We start from the raw sequence: 16,202 nt of genomic DNA, 5'->3' as shown, positions 1-16,202 counted from the left end.
CCCTTAATTAAGCAAGGCGCATTTCATTTAATTAAGCAACAGACGTAGATAAGTGCGCTTAATTAACGCGCCGACACTGAACTCCTGAGCTTTGGTCCAGGCGGCACAGGCGCCTAATACGATGATTTGGCGCCATTAAAGTGACACGCCCGATACATCCTTTGTTAAAGCTCGCCCCCTATTCCCGCTCGCCCTCGGCACTGGTGCCGAAAGAAACGGAATGAGCATGACCAAACACGACCTTTCATCACGTCATTTTCAGCGAAAAATTTCGGAATTCTGCGAGCTTCGCATCGCGCCGATTACATCCAGGCGGGCGCTGGAGAACATCCGGCCCTTCCTGATCAGCTTAATCATCTACCGGGAATCGCCCCCGCTTCTGAATGGCCATATCGACTGGACGATGATCAGTCAGGCCTGTGGGATCGAAGCCGAGTTGACGGCAGAACTGAAAAAACAGCTCCGGCCAGGCTTGGATGCAATCATCCGCTGGCTCGGCGTACCACCAGCGGCCGAAGAACGACGAGCGCCAAAGTCGACAGTTAGCTCGAGCAAAATGGCGCCCGCCAGGAAAGCAGCTTCCGCATCCTCGACCAGAAAGCCGCAATGCGCGGCGACCGACGGTGCCTTTACCCGGTCTGCGTCGACACAGCGCGGTCCTGCATCAAAACCGATAAGCCCTTTCCCACAGGCACTATTTGAAGCGACAGAAGATCCGGCGAGCTTTCAGGACGCATTGGTCTACCATATGCGTCGGTTCGGCGACACCTATTGGCAACTCTATCGCGCCGTTGTTCATCTGAATGAGACCTTTGACAACAAGACGCTGCTATCCTGGATCCAGGGAGAGCGTGTGCCCCGATCCGTTGCCAGTTTCAATATTCTCCGCCGCATCGAGCGACGCTATCAACTTGCAGAAGGATATTTCAAAGAGAAACTGCCGCATCAGGCGCGCTCGCTTTATGGTCACGAACTTGGTGATATCAGCCCGGCTGAGCGGCGCAGGATTTCATTGCACCTACCCGAGGACTTCAACAGCCTGCCCTTTACCAAGCGCGAGGAGATCCTCGATTGGGTGCGCCGGGTGATCATTTCCGGCTCTACGGAATATCGCCGCTATCAGGCGGCGGCCAGCAAGCAGCGATATGCCATCCGCTTTCCCGGCGTCACTTATGGCAGCAGCTTTCTTTCCTCTCGATCTGTGGCCGCGGCGGCCGGCGCCAATCAGAACGTTGCCGCAGAAATTGTTGATCCTGATCTGCTCTCCGGCGTCGTCGACGCGCCGCCAAGGCTTGCCATGGAAATGGCTGATCTCATCCGTTTCAAAACCTCGACACTGACGGCGATTGGTTTCCAGCGAAATGGCGTCTGGGGTGAGGAAACGGCCTCTCAGAAGATTGAGCACCTCGGCTTGATGTTTGGCGCGCTTGCTGCCTCACCAAACGGTGTCGTGAAGGGCTTTGGTGTGCCAGTCAGCCAGTTAAGCTTCGGCCTCCTCATCTTCCCCGGTGTCTGGGACTGGTATCTGCAGTGGCGGGAACAGCGACGTGGCTTCTACACCAAGTGGGAAGAAGACATGCTGATGGTCGCCCAGGCTCTTACTCGCGCGGAAGTCGGCTGGATACGGCAGCACCCGGAGCTACTTCAGAACGTCAGACCGATTACAGGCTTGATTGAGCAGGAAGAAATCGAATTCGCGGCTCGCGATTGGCATGGCGCCTGTGATGCCTTTCACCGACATGCCGCGAACCGTTCCAAGGAGATCCAGCGAGTGATGCGTGTGCATCGCGATCCATTTGAACCGATCATGTGTGTACTTGAAGCGGACAGTCCGCTAGCCGAATATCGCAAGATCACGGACGAGATCGTGAAACGTATGCCGGACGAGAATAGATATCCACGACCGGCCGCCGAAGCCGTCAGATCATTCCTGTTGCTCCGCCTCGGATTGCATCTCGGGCTCAGACAAAAGAACCTTCGACAGTTGCGTCTCTGCCCACGTGGGCATCACCCGACATCGGAACGGCGACTTGAGGACATGAAATGCGGCGAGCTGCGCTGGAGCGATCGCGACAACGGTTGGGAAGTCCTTATCCCAGCTGCGGCATTCAAGAACTCCAGTTCATCCTTCTTCGGACAGAAACCGTTTCGGCTGATATTGCCGGACCTGCTCGAACTCTACCAATATCTCGATGCGTACATCGATCGCCATCGAGGCGTCCTGCTGGGTGGTGCGAAAGATCCACATACTCTGTTTGTCAAAACGGTGAAGACCACCAGCACCGACGCAGCTTACAACTCGACCACGTTCTACGAAGCTTGGAGAACCGTCATCCAACGCTATGGAATTTATAACCCTTACACCGGACGAGGTGCGATCAAAGATTTGTTGCCACATGGCCCCCATAACCTGCGGGACATTCTCGCGACGCATATTCTGAAGCAGACCGGATCCTACGAGCAGGCGAGCTACGCGATTCAGGATACGCCCGATGTCGTTCAGCAGCACTACGGGCGCTTCCTGCCGCAAGACAAGGCAGCGTTGGCCGCCAAGATTCTCAATCAGGTTTGGGAAGCCGCGTAAGATCGAATGAGATACTCGGCTCAGATGCTTAAACCATCTTGCATCTGGACCGAGCCTCCTCGTTTAGACCTTGAAGAGATCTGAACCGGTGGCCATTACCCTAAAACTGATTAAGGCATTGAATTTTCGTGATCCCGCGAACCGACGATGCCAGGCAACGGAATCAGCCATGATTGAACGCGTCGCGCTTGCCGGCGTTGCGATATCCCGGGAGCCGGCAGAAAGAACCCTCTTAGGCTATCGCCGAGGGACATCTGGACCTGCATGACTTATTTGGTGCGACCGATGCTTCTGGCGGAGCTCTTCGCACTTCGTCCTTTAAGTCGCCTGAAAGCGCATTTCTCGTTTTCCGTTCATTTATGGCTGGATGGGGCGCCCCGGCGACTGACCGGAGCGCCCTGATCATGCATTGGCTAGCGTCTGCAGCATTGCCTCGTCGGGCACCTGGCAGCGTCCGATCGATACCAGCGTGCCTTAACTGCCTCATCGAGCGGTGTGTACGGGTCGGAACCGTCCGTGGCTTCGAGCTTCGTGTTGACGAGGAACTTTGCGTGTCTGGCTCATCCTGCCTGAAGTTGGCCCCGGCGATCGAGCGGACGCCACCGCTGGGGGTCAGCCGCTGAGGCGAATGCTGCGCCGGTTACGATTTCCCAGCCACCGATCGACTATCAAGCCTGCCGATGGTTGACAGATACCAGCTTTCGTTTTACGACTAACGAAAAATGAAAATCGTCACACGTCACTCGAAAGCCGTCACTGCCATGGATACGACCACCAGCTCCGACGAAGTCCGCCGGGAAAATATCACCCGCATCCTTGATGCGGCCGAGCGGCTGTTCAAGCATTACGGTTATACGAAAACGAATGTCGCCGATATTGCCCGCGATCTCGGCATGTCGCCGGCAAATATCTACCGTTTTTTCTCCTCCAAGGCCGATATCCACCAAGCACTCTGCCGCCGGATGCTCGCCGCCAGCCAGCAGGTTGCCGTGGAAATTGCCGCGCGCAAAGACAGCGCCTGCGTGCGGCTGAGGGATTTCATCCTTGCCCAGTTCAAGATCACCGCCGAGACCATGCTGGCCGACAAGAAGGTCCATGAAATGGTCGTCGTCGCCATGGAAGAGAACTGGCCCGTCATCGAGGAACATATCGAACGGATCCGCGTCGTTATCGAACGTGTGATCGCCGAGGGCATCGCCGCCGAAGAGTTCCGCGAACAGAATGCAGCACTTGCCGCCGAGAATTTCATGTCGGCAACAATCCTCCTCTGTCATCCGCAGCTGGTTGCCAAATGCCTTGCCGAAACCCGTATCGGTAAGCCGGAAGACCTGATCGATTTCGCCCTTCGGGGCCTGAAATAATTTCTACCCAAGCACCGGCGTCTCCCGCGCCACCCGTCATCATTCCATGGAGTGGGGCCATGTCCTCGTTTCGTTTTGTTACTGCCACGACAGTTCTGAAAATCGCCGTAGTCGCAGGAGCACTTTCGCTTCTTGCCTCCTGCTCGGAAGAGAAAAAGGCGGAGGCACCGGACGTGGTGCGACCCGTCAAGGTCGCCGAGATTGGCGCGCCGGATGAAGGCCGCAAGCTCATCTATTCCGGTGCGGTCAAGGCTCGCACCGAGATGAACCTCGGCTTCCACGTTTCCGGCAAGATCACCGAGCGGCTGGTTAATGTCGGCGACCATGTCAGCCCCGGCGCCGTGCTCGCGCGCCTCGACCCGGTCGATTACAAGCTTGCCGTCACCCGCGCCGAAGCCGATCTCTCGTCAGCCCGGAAACAGGTCGAAATCACCGATCTCGCGTATCGCCGCGCCCAGACGCTCGCTGCCCAGAATGCTACGTCGCAATCGGCCCTCGAGCAGGCGTCGCTGTCACGCGATCAGGCCGTGTCCTCCCGCCAGTCGGCCGAGTCCGCACTCGAGCAGGCCCGCAACCAGGTTGCCTATTCCGATCTGAAATCCGATCAGAAGGGCATCGTCACCACGGTCAGCGCCGATGTCGGCCAGGTCGTGTCGGCCGGCACGCCGGTCGTCACGGTCGCCGTCGATGGCGAAAAGGAAGTGCAGATCGCCGTGCCGGAAATGGATGTTTCGCATTTCCAGCCGGGCAAGCAGGTCTCCGCCAGCTTCTGGGCTGCCAACACGATTGTGCTGACAGGAAAAGTCCGTGAAGTCGCCCAGAGTGCCGATCCCCAGTCGCGCACCTTTTCCGTCCGCGTCAGCCTGCCCGAGGATCAGCGTGTGCTGCTCGGCATGACCGCGACGATCGAGGCAAAGGCCGACAATGCGGTTCCCGCGTTTTCGGTGCCGCTTGCCGCGCTCGGCGAAAAGGACGGCAAGAAGGTCGTCTGGGTCGTCGACCGCCAGAAGGGCACGGTCAGCTCGCGGCCGGTCGAAGTCGTCGATTTTTCCGATGACGGCGCCCGCATCTCCAAGGGTCTTTCGACCGGCGTTCTGGTCGTTTCGGCCGGCACGCAGTTCATGCGCGAAGACATGAAGGTGAGGCTGCCGGAAACGGTGACCTCACGCTTCGGCAGCGTCAACAGCCTCACCACGGCCTCGGTCGTACCCTGACTCTTAGGATCGAAGGACCACGCTCATGACTTGGCACAACGCGCCTTCTTCGACGGAAGAGAAGCATAAATTCAACCTTTCCCGTTGGGCGATCTCGCATCCCAGCATCGCCCGTTTCCTATTCGGCCTGATCATCGTCATGGGCGCCCTTGGCGTCATCAACATGGGCCAGAAGGAAGATCCGGATTTCACCTTCCGTGTCATGGTCGTGCAGTCGGTCTGGCCGGGCGCCTCGATCGACGACATGCAGAACCAGGTCGTCAACAAGATCGAGCGCAAGCTGCAGGAAACCCCGCATCTCGACTGGGTCAAATCCTATATCCGCGCTGGCGTGGCGATCACCACGATCCAGATCAAGGGTGATACCAACGGCGCCGACGTGGCGGACGCCTTTTATCAGGTGCGCAAGAAGGTCGGCGATATCAAGCAGGATCTGCCGTCCGGCCTGCTCGGTCCCTATTTCAACGACGAGTTCGGCGATACCTACATCACCCTGCATGCGATCAGCGGTGACGGTTATTCCTATCCGGAGCTGAAGAAGTTCGCGATCCAGGCACGCGACATGCTGATCGCCATGCCCGGCGTCGAAAAGGCCGTCATCCTCGGCGACCAGCCGCAGAAGATTTTTATCGACGTCTCCTCCAAGGCACTGGCCGAACGCGGCCTGACCGTGGTCGATATCCAGAACGCCCTGCAGGGCCAGAACGATGTCGATCCGGCCGGCAGTGTCGAAACCGCCGATCGCTCCGTACGCATCTCCGTTGAAGGCGATGTCACGACGCCGGCGGAAATCCGCGAACTCAGGCTCAAGGCCGGTGATCAGGTGATCCGTCTCGGCGATATCGCCACCGTCAGGGACGGGCTCGAAGATCCCTTCCAGCGCAAATTCCGCGTCAATGGTCATGACACGGTCGAGCTCGGCGTGGTGATGGCCAAGGGCTTCAAGGTCACCGATGTCGGCAAGGGCATCGAGGAAACCTACAAGCGCTTCGAGGACACGCTGCCGGTCGGCGTCGAGGTGACGCAGATCTCCAACCAACCGGAAGTCGTCACCGAAGCGGTCGGCGAATTCACCCAGGCGCTAATGGAAGCTCTGGGGATCGTGCTGATCGTCTCGCTGATCTCGATCGGCTGGCGTTCGGGCATCGTCATCGCCGTCGCCATTCCGCTTGTTCTGGCCGCGACGCTTGCCATCATGTTCTACATGGGCATCGAGCTGCAGCGCATCTCGCTCGGCGCGCTGATCATTGCGCTCGGCCTGCTGGTCGACGATGCGATGATCGTTGTTGAGATGATGGAACGGAAGCTGGAAGAGGGGCTGAATCGTCTGGATGCGGCGAGCTTCGCCTATTCCTCGACCGCCTTTCCGATGCTGACCGGCACGCTGATTACCACGGCCGGCTTTATCCCGGTCGGTTTTGCCGCCTCGACGGCGGGTGAATATGTCCGCTCGCTGTTCTTCGTGGTCGGCATCGCGCTGGTGACCTCGTGGTTCGTCGCCGTCTATTTCACCCCCTGGCTCGGCTATATGATCCTGAAGCAGCGGGCGCATGCCGGCACGCATCACGATGCCTATGACACCCGTTTCTATCGCGGCGTCGGCCACACCGTCGGCTGGGCCGTGCGTCACAAGGCGATCGTGCTTCTACTGACGCTCGGTGCCTTTGTCGGCAGCCTATGGTCCTTCCAGTTCATTCCGCAGAGCTTCTTCCCGCAATCGTCGCGGCCGGAAATCCTTGTCGACATGTGGCTGCCGGAAGGCACCGCGATCAAGGAAGTCGAACGCCAGGCCAAGGCGCTTGAAGCTAAGATCATGGACGATCCCGACAAGAAGTTCGTCGCCACCTTCATCGGTGAAGGCGCGCCGCGCTTCTTCCTGCCGCTAGACCAGCAGCTTCGCAACCCGAACTATGCCCAGCTTCTCGTCATGTCGAACGGGCTCGAAGAGCGCGAGCGGATGATCGTCAAGCTGCGCAAGATTTTGGCCGAGGACTTCCCGACCGTGCGTGGCAAGGTCGACCGCCTCTTCCTCGGCCCGCCGGTCGGCTGGGCTGTGCAGATGCGCGTCGTCGGTCCCGACCGTGCGGAAGTGCGCAGCATTGCCGATCAGGTGAAGCAGCGTTTTGAACAGCAGCCGAACTTTGGTGCCGTTCATGACGACTGGATGGAACCGGTGCCGGCGATGAAACTGGTGATCGACCAGGATCGTGCCCGTGCACTCGGCGTCTCCTCGCAGCGCGTGCGGCAGATACTGCAGGCCGCGACCAACGGTGCCGCAATCAGCGATTTCCGCGACGGTGAAGAAACCGTCTCCATCGTGGTACGCGAGCCGGATGCGACCCGCAGCCTGCTCTCGGCCGTCAATTCGGTCTATATCCCGACCGACATTGGTGGCTTCGTGCCGGCATCGCAGATCGCCAGGGTCGTGCCGCTGCTCGAACAGGGTATCGAATGGCGCCGTGACCGCCTGCCGACCATCACCGTCAAGGCAACGCTGCCCGATGGCGTCGAGCCGACCCAGGTGACCATGAACCTCTATAACAGCATGGCCGATTTGCGCGCCAAGCTGCCGGCGGGGTACAAAGTCGAAATCCAGGGCGGTGCCGAGGATGCGGCGGAAAGCCAGCAGTCGATCGCTGCGAAGGCGCCGATCATGCTGCTCGTCATCCTCGTGTTGCTGATGATCCAGCTGCAGCATTTTGGTAAGGCGATGCTGGTGCTCGCCACCGGTCCGCTCGGTATCATCGGCGCTGCCATGGCGCTTCTGATCACCGGTGCCCCGTTCGGCTTCGTTGCCATTCTCGGCGTCATCGCGCTGCTCGGCATCATCATGCGCAACTCGATCATCCTCGTCGACCAGATCGACCAGGATATCGCAGCCGGCCATCCGCGGGCGGAGGCGATCGTCGGTGCTGCCGTGCGCCGTTTCCGGCCGATCATGCTGACGGCGCTGACCGCCGTGCTGGCGCTGATCCCGATCTCGCGCGGTCTGTTCTGGGGGCCGATGGCATATGCGATGATGGGTGGCATTCTGGTTGCGACCGTGCTGACCATCCTCGTCCTGCCGGCAGCTTACGCGCTGTTCTTCGGCCGCGAGCCGAAGGCGAAGAAGGAAGACGAGAAGCCCGCCAGCCAGGGCGAGCTTTTCGAAGAGCATCGCGACATGCCGATGGCCGCCGAATAACGCCATAACGAACCACCGCCGAGCACGCCGGTCCCTGAATTTTCAGGGGCCAGCGAGAATATTTGTCGCCAAGCCGGCGAACATGCCCAATATTGCCTTCGGGAACATTTGAATTTCCGCATTGTACTTTCCGGGAGCGGAAGTCATTTTCGGATCGATGCACCGACCGGAGGTGGGGCGGGAACAAGAGGAGTGCAAAATCGTACGCTAAGGGCGAACTGATTGAGAGCTTGTGCGACCCGCTGTAGCCCGACTGACAGACGGAGCGGTCGAAATCCGTTGGACATCTGATGTTCGGCATCCCAGGTGTAGATGCCGGTAAGGTTGATATGCTCCCAACTTAACGGCGAGATGTGCTTCGAAGAAACCTGTTGTCACGGATGCATCCGAAGTCTCCATACTTGATGACTAAAGCGGCTTTGGAGGTGTAGGCGCCGCTTCCGACTCGCTGGCTTGGGCATTTTAGTAAAAATTCCGGCTCTTCACCTTTAGCGTATTGATATGAAGATCCGGCGTTTATCCCGAGCCCGATACTATGCCGAGCTCGTTCCCTAAAGCCCGAGATTTCAGGTGAAGCCGCCTGGTAGCTTGGCATAATTTCAAAGAAATGAAAGGTGGAGTTCGGCCACATCGGTGGAAAGTTATGAGAAATCAGTTGACGAGATCGGCGCAATTGCGATGCTAATCTGATTGTCGTACGAACACCTTTCGATGCTGAGACTATGCTGGAAACTCAACGTTTGATACTTCGCCCATCCCGTCGCGCGGACATTCCAGAACTCTTCGAATTCCTGGGAAACGCTGTGGCAATGCAGCATACCCACAGCGACAAAACGCTTAGGGAATGCCAAAGAAGAGTTATGGTCCATGAGTGGCGAAGACGCCGCGATGGCTGTGCACCATGGGTAGTGGTACGTCGCGAAGATGGCCGCATCATTGGATGGGGTGGCTTGTACGAGGATCCATTTGATCCAGGTTGGAATTATGAGGTTGGGTACTACTTCCGCCCGGAAGTTTGGGGAAATGGCTACGCTTCTGAGCTCGTCAGCGCGGCTTTGGGCTTTGCAGATACTCAGCTCAAGCTACCAGAGGTCTGGGCGATGGCCCATCCGGATAACAGCGGCTCGCAGAGGGTTTTGGAGAAGGCTGGTTTTGTATTCGCGCGCCGCCTCCATGATCGAAACCGCCTTCTATTTCGAAGGCGACGTCCAATCACGGACCCATAACCCATGTCGACGCAAAGCTGCGACCACCAACGTCCGTGTACCCGAATATGCGCCTGACGCCCAAGAGTGAAGGCGGGAAACGATGAATGACCGACTGTCTATGCCACGGAAGTTGTCTTTCGATGCCATGGTCAGCGGACGTACCAACAAAACCTCGCCTGGCCGTGTTGGCTCCGCTCGCAAACAAGGGCCGGTTAAAACGCAAGGCTGGTTCATCGGCTGCGCGCACCCTGTGGACGATCCCGGGAACTCTGCCGCGAAATCGCAGTTTTCTTTGCTTCACGTCAGCAAAGGAGATGTTTCATGCCCCGAGGTGACAAGTCCGCCTATACAGACAAGCAGAAGCGCAAGGCTGAGCACATCGAAGAAGGCTACGAAGACCGTGGCGTTTCCGAGAGGGAAGCCGAGCGCCGCGCCTGGGCCACCGTCAACAAGGAAAGCGGTGGCGGCAAGAAGTCCGGCTCCGGCCGTGGCCATGCGGAAAATCATGCATCCTCCGAAAAGGGCGGGCGCAAGGGCGGTGCCGCTGCTGCATCACGGACCAAGGCGGAGCGTTCCGCTTCGGAAAAAAAAGGCTGCGGTAACACGCAAGCGTAACGAGCATCACGCCCATCATTGATCTCGGAGCGGCGCCATCACAGATGACGCCGCTTCACATGCGGAGGATTTGAGGTCTCGAGTTGGGAACGTATGCAAGCTCCTCGGAGTTCTCGACGATCTCAAAAAAGACCCATGGCGATTTAATTGCAGAAGTCCCTGATAACGCGAATTAGCGCGTCAGCGGAGTAAGGTTTTTGGACCCAGCCAATGGGTCTGGCTGGTGCGGCTCTTTTCCGCGTTTCTTCATCTGCATGAGCAGATGCAAAGATTGACCTAATGCCGAACATACCGAACAACTCGATTGCGGCCTCGACACCGTCGGTTCGATCAGCAAGCCGGATGTCCATCACCGCCAGATTCGGCTGCTCGGCACGAGCCATCGCGACGGCCTCTGTGGCCGTCACGGCTATTCCGACAACCTTATAGCCTGCGTCGAGAAGGCTACTCTCTAGTTCCAGCGCGATCAGAAATTCGTCCTCGACAATAAGAATGCGCAAATCCTCGGGTTCAGTTCCGCGCATATTCGTGTCTCGTTTCCGGTGTTGACGGGTTGGAGCCATGAGAAGAAGTTGGAGACGTCGTCGTTGGATACATGTTCAGCCAAGCTTATTGTCAATGAATCGGATTGTGCACATCGCACCTGGACCTGGCGCCACGGAGAAGGAACCACGCAGCTGTCTTACCAGGCCAGACACCAGGCCCGTACCCGAGGAGCGCTTGCCCGTGGCCTCAAAATTATACCCGGATCCACTGTCGCGGACTGTCAGCACGAATTCTCCGTCATGATGTGAAAGGGTGATCCAGACGTCGCATTTCCCCGCGTCGTCGCAGCCATGCTTGGCGGCGTTCGTCAGCAGTTCATTGAGGACCAGCGCCAGCGGCATCGTGACGTCGTTCGGCAATTGTACCGCGTCCACGTCGATATGGAGAGCAACCTCCTTTGAGAAGGCTAGCCTGGCACTGCTGCAAACAGCTTGAAGGAATTCCCTCGCATTCACGCGGGTCCGGTCTTTTTCCATGTAGAGGGTCTGTTGGGCGGCCGCCATGGCTCCGACGCGCTGTGCGGCGTCTCCCAATACGCGGCGGGCCTCGTCGCTCCTCGATTCCCTCGCGGCAGAATTGATGAGCCCGTACAGCATTGCCATGTTGTTTTTAACGCGGTGATTGAGTTCATCGAGGAAGACCTTCTGGTTCGTCTCGGCAGTCTTTCGGTCACTGATGTCGACAAGCATGTTAATCGCCCCGATCAGTTCACCGTCCTCGTCAAACATCGGTGTCGGAAACGGCAGGAAAGGCACCATTGTGCCGTCCGGCCGTTGCGCAATCGCTTCAACTCCGCGCACGGCTCGTTTCTCGCGGAGCGCAATTGCCATCGGACACTGATCGTGGGGAAGCGGCTGCCCATCAGGTGTGAACAAGCGATAGGTCACGCACCATTCGTCCTGGCCCACGACCGGCTCCCTCCCGGAGAGTTCGGTGGCGGCCCTGTTGTAGTAAGTGATCTTTCCCTGCGCGTCCGTGGTGTAGACGGCCGCAGGAAGCGCCTCCAGGATCTGGCGCATTTCCTGTTCTTTTCGAGCGAGTTGTCGTCTCAGTTGTACCGTGTCAGTGACATCGATTGTGAAACACCTGGTATTGAGAAATTTGCCATCGCGAAACTGGACACTCGAGGTGATTTCTACGTATCTAATGGAGCCGTCTTTCGCGCGCAACCGGGCGGGAAAGCGGTTCAGCTTTTCTCCACCTGACAAGCGGGCCAGTATCTCGCGGATTGTATCGGAATCTGCATGGAATTGGGAGATTGGCCGGCCGATGTACTCTTCCGCAGTGAAGCCGAGAAGATCGAGCTCCGCTCGATTGGCACGCAGGATCGTACCATCCTCACCAACAAGATGAAGGGCGACCGCACCGTTCTCAAAAAAGTCCTCGTAATCTTCCATATGCTGTTTCGTCGGAACGGCGGTGCGAACGCCGCTAAAAATAATATTGTCGTTCATCTAGCCCTTGGCCTCCTCAGCCGAAGCCTACAGTTTAACCAGTCAGAACGCTCGAGAGGGCTAGTGGTTCAATCTGAAGAATGCAGTAGGCGTGGCGAAGTGCCGACAGCCCGTTTCTTTTACTCACATTACCGCCGTGCGCTATTCCCGTCCTTGTTCTTTGACGACTCAGCAGCAGCAGCCTTGTCCAGGCCATCCGGATGATCGGCTGCTGGCGCAGTCGGCAGGTTGTTGAAAATGCCGAAGTGTTCAAGGGCAACGCGTCGCACAACCGGAAAAAGTGCCCCCCGGCTACCGTCTGAAAGCAGATCCGGATCAGCGAGAATGATCTGTAAAGAATGCTCAACAATTGCAGCGCTCGCAGTTTCAGAATGTGTAAAACGATCAGCCAGCACTTTGACCGCGCTCCGCATTAGTCGATAAGAGGCATCTGTACTGTCAAAACAAGCCATGACGCGCGCACTCCCTTCGGCAGGCAAGAGCAACACGGCTTTCAGCCGCCAACGCCCACCGAAGTCTGCTGGGTGACAGTAAGAATTAGCGAGCACTAAATCAGTTCCAATCCACACACATTATAGAGGGTAGCGACTTCCAACCTCTTATGACGGAAGCGAAAAAACGTTGCGTGGAAGGGTGAGCCGGATCAGAAGTCCTTGCCGTTGCCAGTCCCTCGATACCTGTGCGTTCAGGGTCCTGACCAGCATGTTTTCAAGAGTGGTTCCGAAGTCTGCTTCCTTGGTCTTCCCTGCGGCCGTGGTTCTCGCATTGGATTCCAGCCAGGCGATCTCGAAACAGTCCGGCCCAGGCGTCAGGGTAACATCGAGCCGCCCGTCCGCCACAGAAAGAGCACTGTATTTCACTGCGTTGGTAGCATACTCGTGAAACAGCAGCGCAAGACTTGTCACGCGCTCTGCACTGATGTGTGGGTCCTCGCCATGCAGATGCCATCGCCCGGCGTCTTTGTCTGCAAACGGAGAAAGCAGGTTCGACAGGAGATTAAAGAGGGTCGTGGATCGTTCCGATGGGGATTCGCCGCCGCTGAAGCTGGGCAAGGTCAGCTGGTGAGCATGCGATAAAGCAATCAAACGATTCTTCATGCCGTCGGCGAGTTCAGCAGGCGTCTGCGCCGTGCGTGCGGCCAGAGTTATAATGCTGCCGGTGATCGTAAAAAGATTTTTTACCCGATGATGCATCTCCCGGAGCAGCATATCCTGATGTTCTGCTGCACGTTTCCGCTCAGAGATGTCACGGGCGATCTTGGACGCGCCGATGATCGTGCCGTCACCGGCCCGGATGGGTGAGATCGTGAGGGAAATGTCAATGAGGGTGCCGTCCTTGCGACGGCGGACTGTCTCGAAATGATCGACACGCTCTCCCGCGTTGATCCTTGCAAGGATCGCAGGCTCTTCGTCCAGACGATCCTCCGGGATCAGCATGGTAATTGGTCGTCCCACTGCTTCGTCAGCTGAATAGCCGAACAGCCGCTCCGCGCTCAGGTTCCAGGTGGTAATGATCCCTTGCAACGATTTGCTGATGATGGCGTCATCGGACGATTCGACGATTGCCGCAAGGAAAGCCGCAGCTTCATATCCCGGCTGCGCTCCTTTCAATTGTGTCAGCCGCCGCTGCAGACGGGCTTCGTTCGTTGCGCCATCATCGGCGTGGGAATATTCTTCCATCTCATGGGTACTCGTCGAATGCTGAAATGTCTGCTGGCAGGCTCGCAGAAGACCCAATAAACTAGAAGATATTATATTTTGACCACTGCGCAATAGCTGTGGTGATGGCGCACAATCGTCGCATTCCCGATCGTCGCAATACGACATCATTGGGGAGGATTGTCGATTGTCGAGAAGCGCGGCAAACGCCTCAAAGCGATCAAGATTACCAAAAATCCTGGACATCACAATTGGATGTTGCCGCATCGGAAAGGTGTCGAACGCACTGGCGTGCGAGACCAAACGTCAACGGATCGTAACTCAGCCGAGGTGTTAACCATATCTGGAAACGCTGGTCCACATCCCCTGTGGTTATGTTAATTGTTGGTAAACAGGGCGATTGGGTGGGGCCACAAAGTGAGCTTTGTGCTGGAAAAACATTGGGAACGGCTGCTTGAGGAAATCGCCGCTTGCGAAATGGCGGTTAGGGAGATCGAAATCGATCTTCGCCTCCGGGCAATGGCGAATAACGTCAACGAAAGAGAGTTGATCCTCCTGCGACGGCTAAAAGAGGAAAAGGCCGATCTACTTTATCGTTGTCTGAACCTGAAAGAAGCGTTCATCGCGTTGCTGCGTGAAAACGATTTGGCAGCCGGGTAGTCCTCCGGCTCAGATCGAAGCCTAATAACGCGAACCCATATTAAACGGCTATGAATAGATGGCGTGGTTGCCGAACTGGTCGAAATCACCAATGTGGTATCTTTTCTGTTCTTGCCGAAGACCCGTTACCTCACCGGCTCGGTGATTGATGTGAATGGTGGTCTGTATTGAACAAGCGCCGCTCTGCTTGGCGCTAATTTCCGAGTTGCATTGAGGAGATTGTGCCGCCCTTTTCCGTCCAGGTAGGCGGCAGATCGAGTCGGACAGCGGCTAGTCCCGGAATGCCGAGAGCCGTTCCGAACGCCTTGCCGGCGTCGTATTTCGGATTGCCGCCGCGTGAAATCCGCAATCTTTGCATCGATGGTATTGTTGGCATTCCGTTGAACGGGTCCCTGCCCTTGACCAGCATGCGGCTGAAGTTAGCGGCGAAAGCCGAAGAGAGGGAGCATGCATCCGGACAGCGGCTACCCGAGCTTTAGTCTCATCCTCAAACGCCCGGTCGGTGGGTACTTTCGTTGGTGACGCGATCGATGTAAACGACATTGTCATGCCCGAGCTGCAGGCTGGGATCCAGTGTTTCCCTCCAAACGTGTTTTGCCGCAGCAACGCGATTTCGCCCCATTCTTTTGGCGGCATAAAGAAACTGGTCAGCCCTTTCGAATGCAGTTGAAAGCGCCTCACCATCCTCCACCAATGCTACGCCAAAACTGGCAGTGAACTCGCTCTCCTTCCTATCGCACGGCCACCGCTCGGCCGCAAAAGACCGTCGCATCTTTTCTGCAGCAGCAATAGCATCATCAAGGCATGTGTCTGGAAGGAGGACCGCAAACTCCTCACCGCCTAGGCGAGCAACGCAGCCTTGTGTAGTGGTATGGGATTGGACCAGCGCGCCGAATCTCTTGATAACCAGATCGCCGAAGGAATGACCGAAGCGATCGTTTATGGCCTTGAAGTGGTCAATATCTGCCAAGATGATCGCGGTCGCTGGCTTCTTGAGGCGCTCGCCCTGTGCTGACGCCAGAACCGCATCAAGACCTCGTCGATTGAGCAGGTTCGTTAGCGGATCAAGGTTTGCATATCTGCGATATTTCTCGATCGCTTCATAGGTGGTGGCTATCACCACGGAGAATACCAATGTGATACTACCGATCAGACCCGTGAACTGGACCAGATTTCCCCAAACAGATGTCCGCCATGCTCCGCTGAGGCGTTCAGTTTCGGACGCGGCGATGTAAAGCAAACACTGACCTGTCAGCACCATTGCCAGCAGCAGAAATGTGAAAGACAGGATTTTGTCTGATTTTGTCGCTGCCAGAATTGAAAACCTGATGTAGCCTCTCCACAAAACGAAGGCGCAGCAAGCTTGGACAAATAATGTCTCTAACCTGGCGCTGTCGAACATGGTCCGTGAAATAGCTACCATGATAGTCGATGTGAGCAACATAGTCAGATCGAATGCTATATTATTGTTCAATTGCACTCGATCGTTCAGGGCACGGCATGCCAATATGACACTGGCAACGATGAAGTTGTCCTCGACTATTTGCTTAAAAGGCGTAGCATAATTGGTCTCGATCAGCATGAGGGCAAAGCCAATGCTGAGACAGCATAATGCATATCCCCATCGCGAAGTCGCGAAACCAAGGTACCTCATCGCGATAAGAGCCAGTCCAGAAAGCAAAATTGTAACGGGAACTGCCCAATCAAGTAAAGCTACA

Annotated in this window: 11 protein-coding genes and 1 pseudogene; 7 read left to right on the top strand and 5 right to left on the bottom strand. The window is 57.0% G+C overall.

Annotation, left to right across the window (positions count from 1 at the left end; translation table 11 throughout):
- Window positions 1–220: 220 nt before the first annotated feature.
- From ATU_RS25720 to ATU_RS25695, 6 genes and pseudogenes are all read left to right on the top strand, one after another.
- Window positions 221–2,584, top strand: coding sequence for a hypothetical protein (locus ATU_RS25720; RefSeq protein ID WP_010974636.1), 2,364 nt, complete (start codon window positions 221–223; stop codon window positions 2,582–2,584).
- Between the two features lie 722 nt (window positions 2,585–3,306).
- On the top strand, window positions 3,307–3,945 hold the full coding sequence (locus ATU_RS25715) for a TetR/AcrR family transcriptional regulator (RefSeq protein ID WP_407061428.1): 639 nt from the start codon (window positions 3,307–3,309) through the stop codon (window positions 3,943–3,945).
- A gap of 59 nt (window positions 3,946–4,004) precedes the next feature.
- Complete coding sequence (locus ATU_RS25710) at window positions 4,005–5,159, top strand: efflux RND transporter periplasmic adaptor subunit (protein ID WP_010974634.1); 1,155 nt, start codon at window positions 4,005–4,007, stop codon at window positions 5,157–5,159.
- A 25-nt stretch (window positions 5,160–5,184) separates the two neighbouring features.
- A complete protein-coding gene (locus tag ATU_RS25705) occupies window positions 5,185–8,343 on the top strand; it encodes an efflux RND transporter permease subunit (RefSeq protein ID WP_010974633.1) in 3,159 nt (1,052 codons plus the stop codon).
- Window positions 8,344–9,065: 722 nt separating this feature from the next.
- Entirely contained in the window at window positions 9,066–9,569 is a 504-nt protein-coding gene (locus ATU_RS25700) for a GNAT family N-acetyltransferase (RefSeq protein ID WP_010974632.1), read from the top strand.
- A gap of 303 nt (window positions 9,570–9,872) precedes the next feature.
- Window positions 9,873–10,188, top strand: a pseudogene (locus ATU_RS25695) (plasmid stabilization protein).
- Between the two features lie 121 nt (window positions 10,189–10,309).
- Here ATU_RS25695 and ATU_RS25690 read toward each other — a convergent pair.
- The 4 genes from ATU_RS25690 to ATU_RS25675 all read right to left on the bottom strand — a co-directional run bounded on the left by ATU_RS25690 (window position 10,310) and on the right by ATU_RS25675 (window position 13,845).
- A complete protein-coding gene (locus ATU_RS25690) occupies window positions 10,310–10,690 on the bottom strand; it encodes a response regulator (protein ID WP_010974630.1) in 381 nt (126 codons plus the stop codon).
- A 75-nt stretch (window positions 10,691–10,765) separates the two neighbouring features.
- Complete coding sequence (locus ATU_RS25685) at window positions 10,766–12,166, bottom strand: sensor histidine kinase (RefSeq protein ID WP_010974629.1); 1,401 nt, start codon at window positions 12,164–12,166, stop codon at window positions 10,766–10,768.
- A gap of 128 nt (window positions 12,167–12,294) precedes the next feature.
- Window positions 12,295–12,618, bottom strand: coding sequence for a hypothetical protein (locus ATU_RS25680; protein WP_010974628.1), 324 nt, complete (start codon window positions 12,616–12,618; stop codon window positions 12,295–12,297).
- Window positions 12,619–12,765: 147 nt separating this feature from the next.
- Window positions 12,766–13,845 (bottom strand): PAS domain S-box protein, encoded by a 1,080-nt coding sequence (locus ATU_RS25675; protein ID WP_035258276.1) that lies wholly within the window; start codon window positions 13,843–13,845, stop codon window positions 12,766–12,768.
- Between the two features lie 396 nt (window positions 13,846–14,241).
- Here ATU_RS25675 and ATU_RS25670 point away from each other — a divergent pair, with 396 nt between their 5' ends.
- On the top strand, window positions 14,242–14,484 hold the full coding sequence (locus ATU_RS25670) for a hypothetical protein (protein WP_010974626.1): 243 nt from the start codon (window positions 14,242–14,244) through the stop codon (window positions 14,482–14,484).
- A 487-nt stretch (window positions 14,485–14,971) separates the two neighbouring features.
- On the opposite strand, the gene ATU_RS25665 is transcribed toward ATU_RS25670, so the two are convergent.
- Window positions 14,972–16,066 (bottom strand): GGDEF domain-containing protein, encoded by a 1,095-nt coding sequence (locus tag ATU_RS25665; protein WP_162180352.1) that lies wholly within the window; start codon window positions 16,064–16,066, stop codon window positions 14,972–14,974.
- Window positions 16,067–16,202 lie beyond the last annotated feature (136 nt).

The organism is Agrobacterium fabrum str. C58, from assembly GCF_000092025.1.
Classification (GTDB): Bacteria; Pseudomonadota; Alphaproteobacteria; order Rhizobiales; family Rhizobiaceae; genus Agrobacterium; species Agrobacterium fabrum.
Note: the sequence above shows the minus strand (reverse complement) of the source record. Positions and strands in the feature narration are given on the sequence as shown.

Coding starts and splice junctions, on each gene's coding strand:
- ATU_RS25720 (WP_010974636.1), top strand. CDS start 221: ATGAGCATGACCAAACACGACCTTTCATCACGTCATTTTCAGCGAAAA.
- ATU_RS25715 (WP_407061428.1), top strand. CDS start 3,307: ATGAAAATCGTCACACGTCACTCGAAAGCCGTCACTGCCATGGATACG.
- ATU_RS25710 (WP_010974634.1), top strand. CDS start 4,005: ATGTCCTCGTTTCGTTTTGTTACTGCCACGACAGTTCTGAAAATCGCC.
- ATU_RS25705 (WP_010974633.1), top strand. CDS start 5,185: ATGACTTGGCACAACGCGCCTTCTTCGACGGAAGAGAAGCATAAATTC.
- ATU_RS25700 (WP_010974632.1), top strand. CDS start 9,066: ATGCTGGAAACTCAACGTTTGATACTTCGCCCATCCCGTCGCGCGGAC.
- ATU_RS25690 (WP_010974630.1), bottom strand. CDS start 10,690: ATGCGCGGAACTGAACCCGAGGATTTGCGCATTCTTATTGTCGAGGAC.
- ATU_RS25685 (WP_010974629.1), bottom strand. CDS start 12,166: ATGAACGACAATATTATTTTTAGCGGCGTTCGCACCGCCGTTCCGACG.
- ATU_RS25680 (WP_010974628.1), bottom strand. CDS start 12,618: ATGGCTTGTTTTGACAGTACAGATGCCTCTTATCGACTAATGCGGAGC.
- ATU_RS25675 (WP_035258276.1), bottom strand. CDS start 13,845: ATGGAAGAATATTCCCACGCCGATGATGGCGCAACGAACGAAGCCCGT.
- ATU_RS25665 (WP_162180352.1), bottom strand. CDS start 16,066: ATGCTGATCGAGACCAATTATGCTACGCCTTTTAAGCAAATAGTCGAG.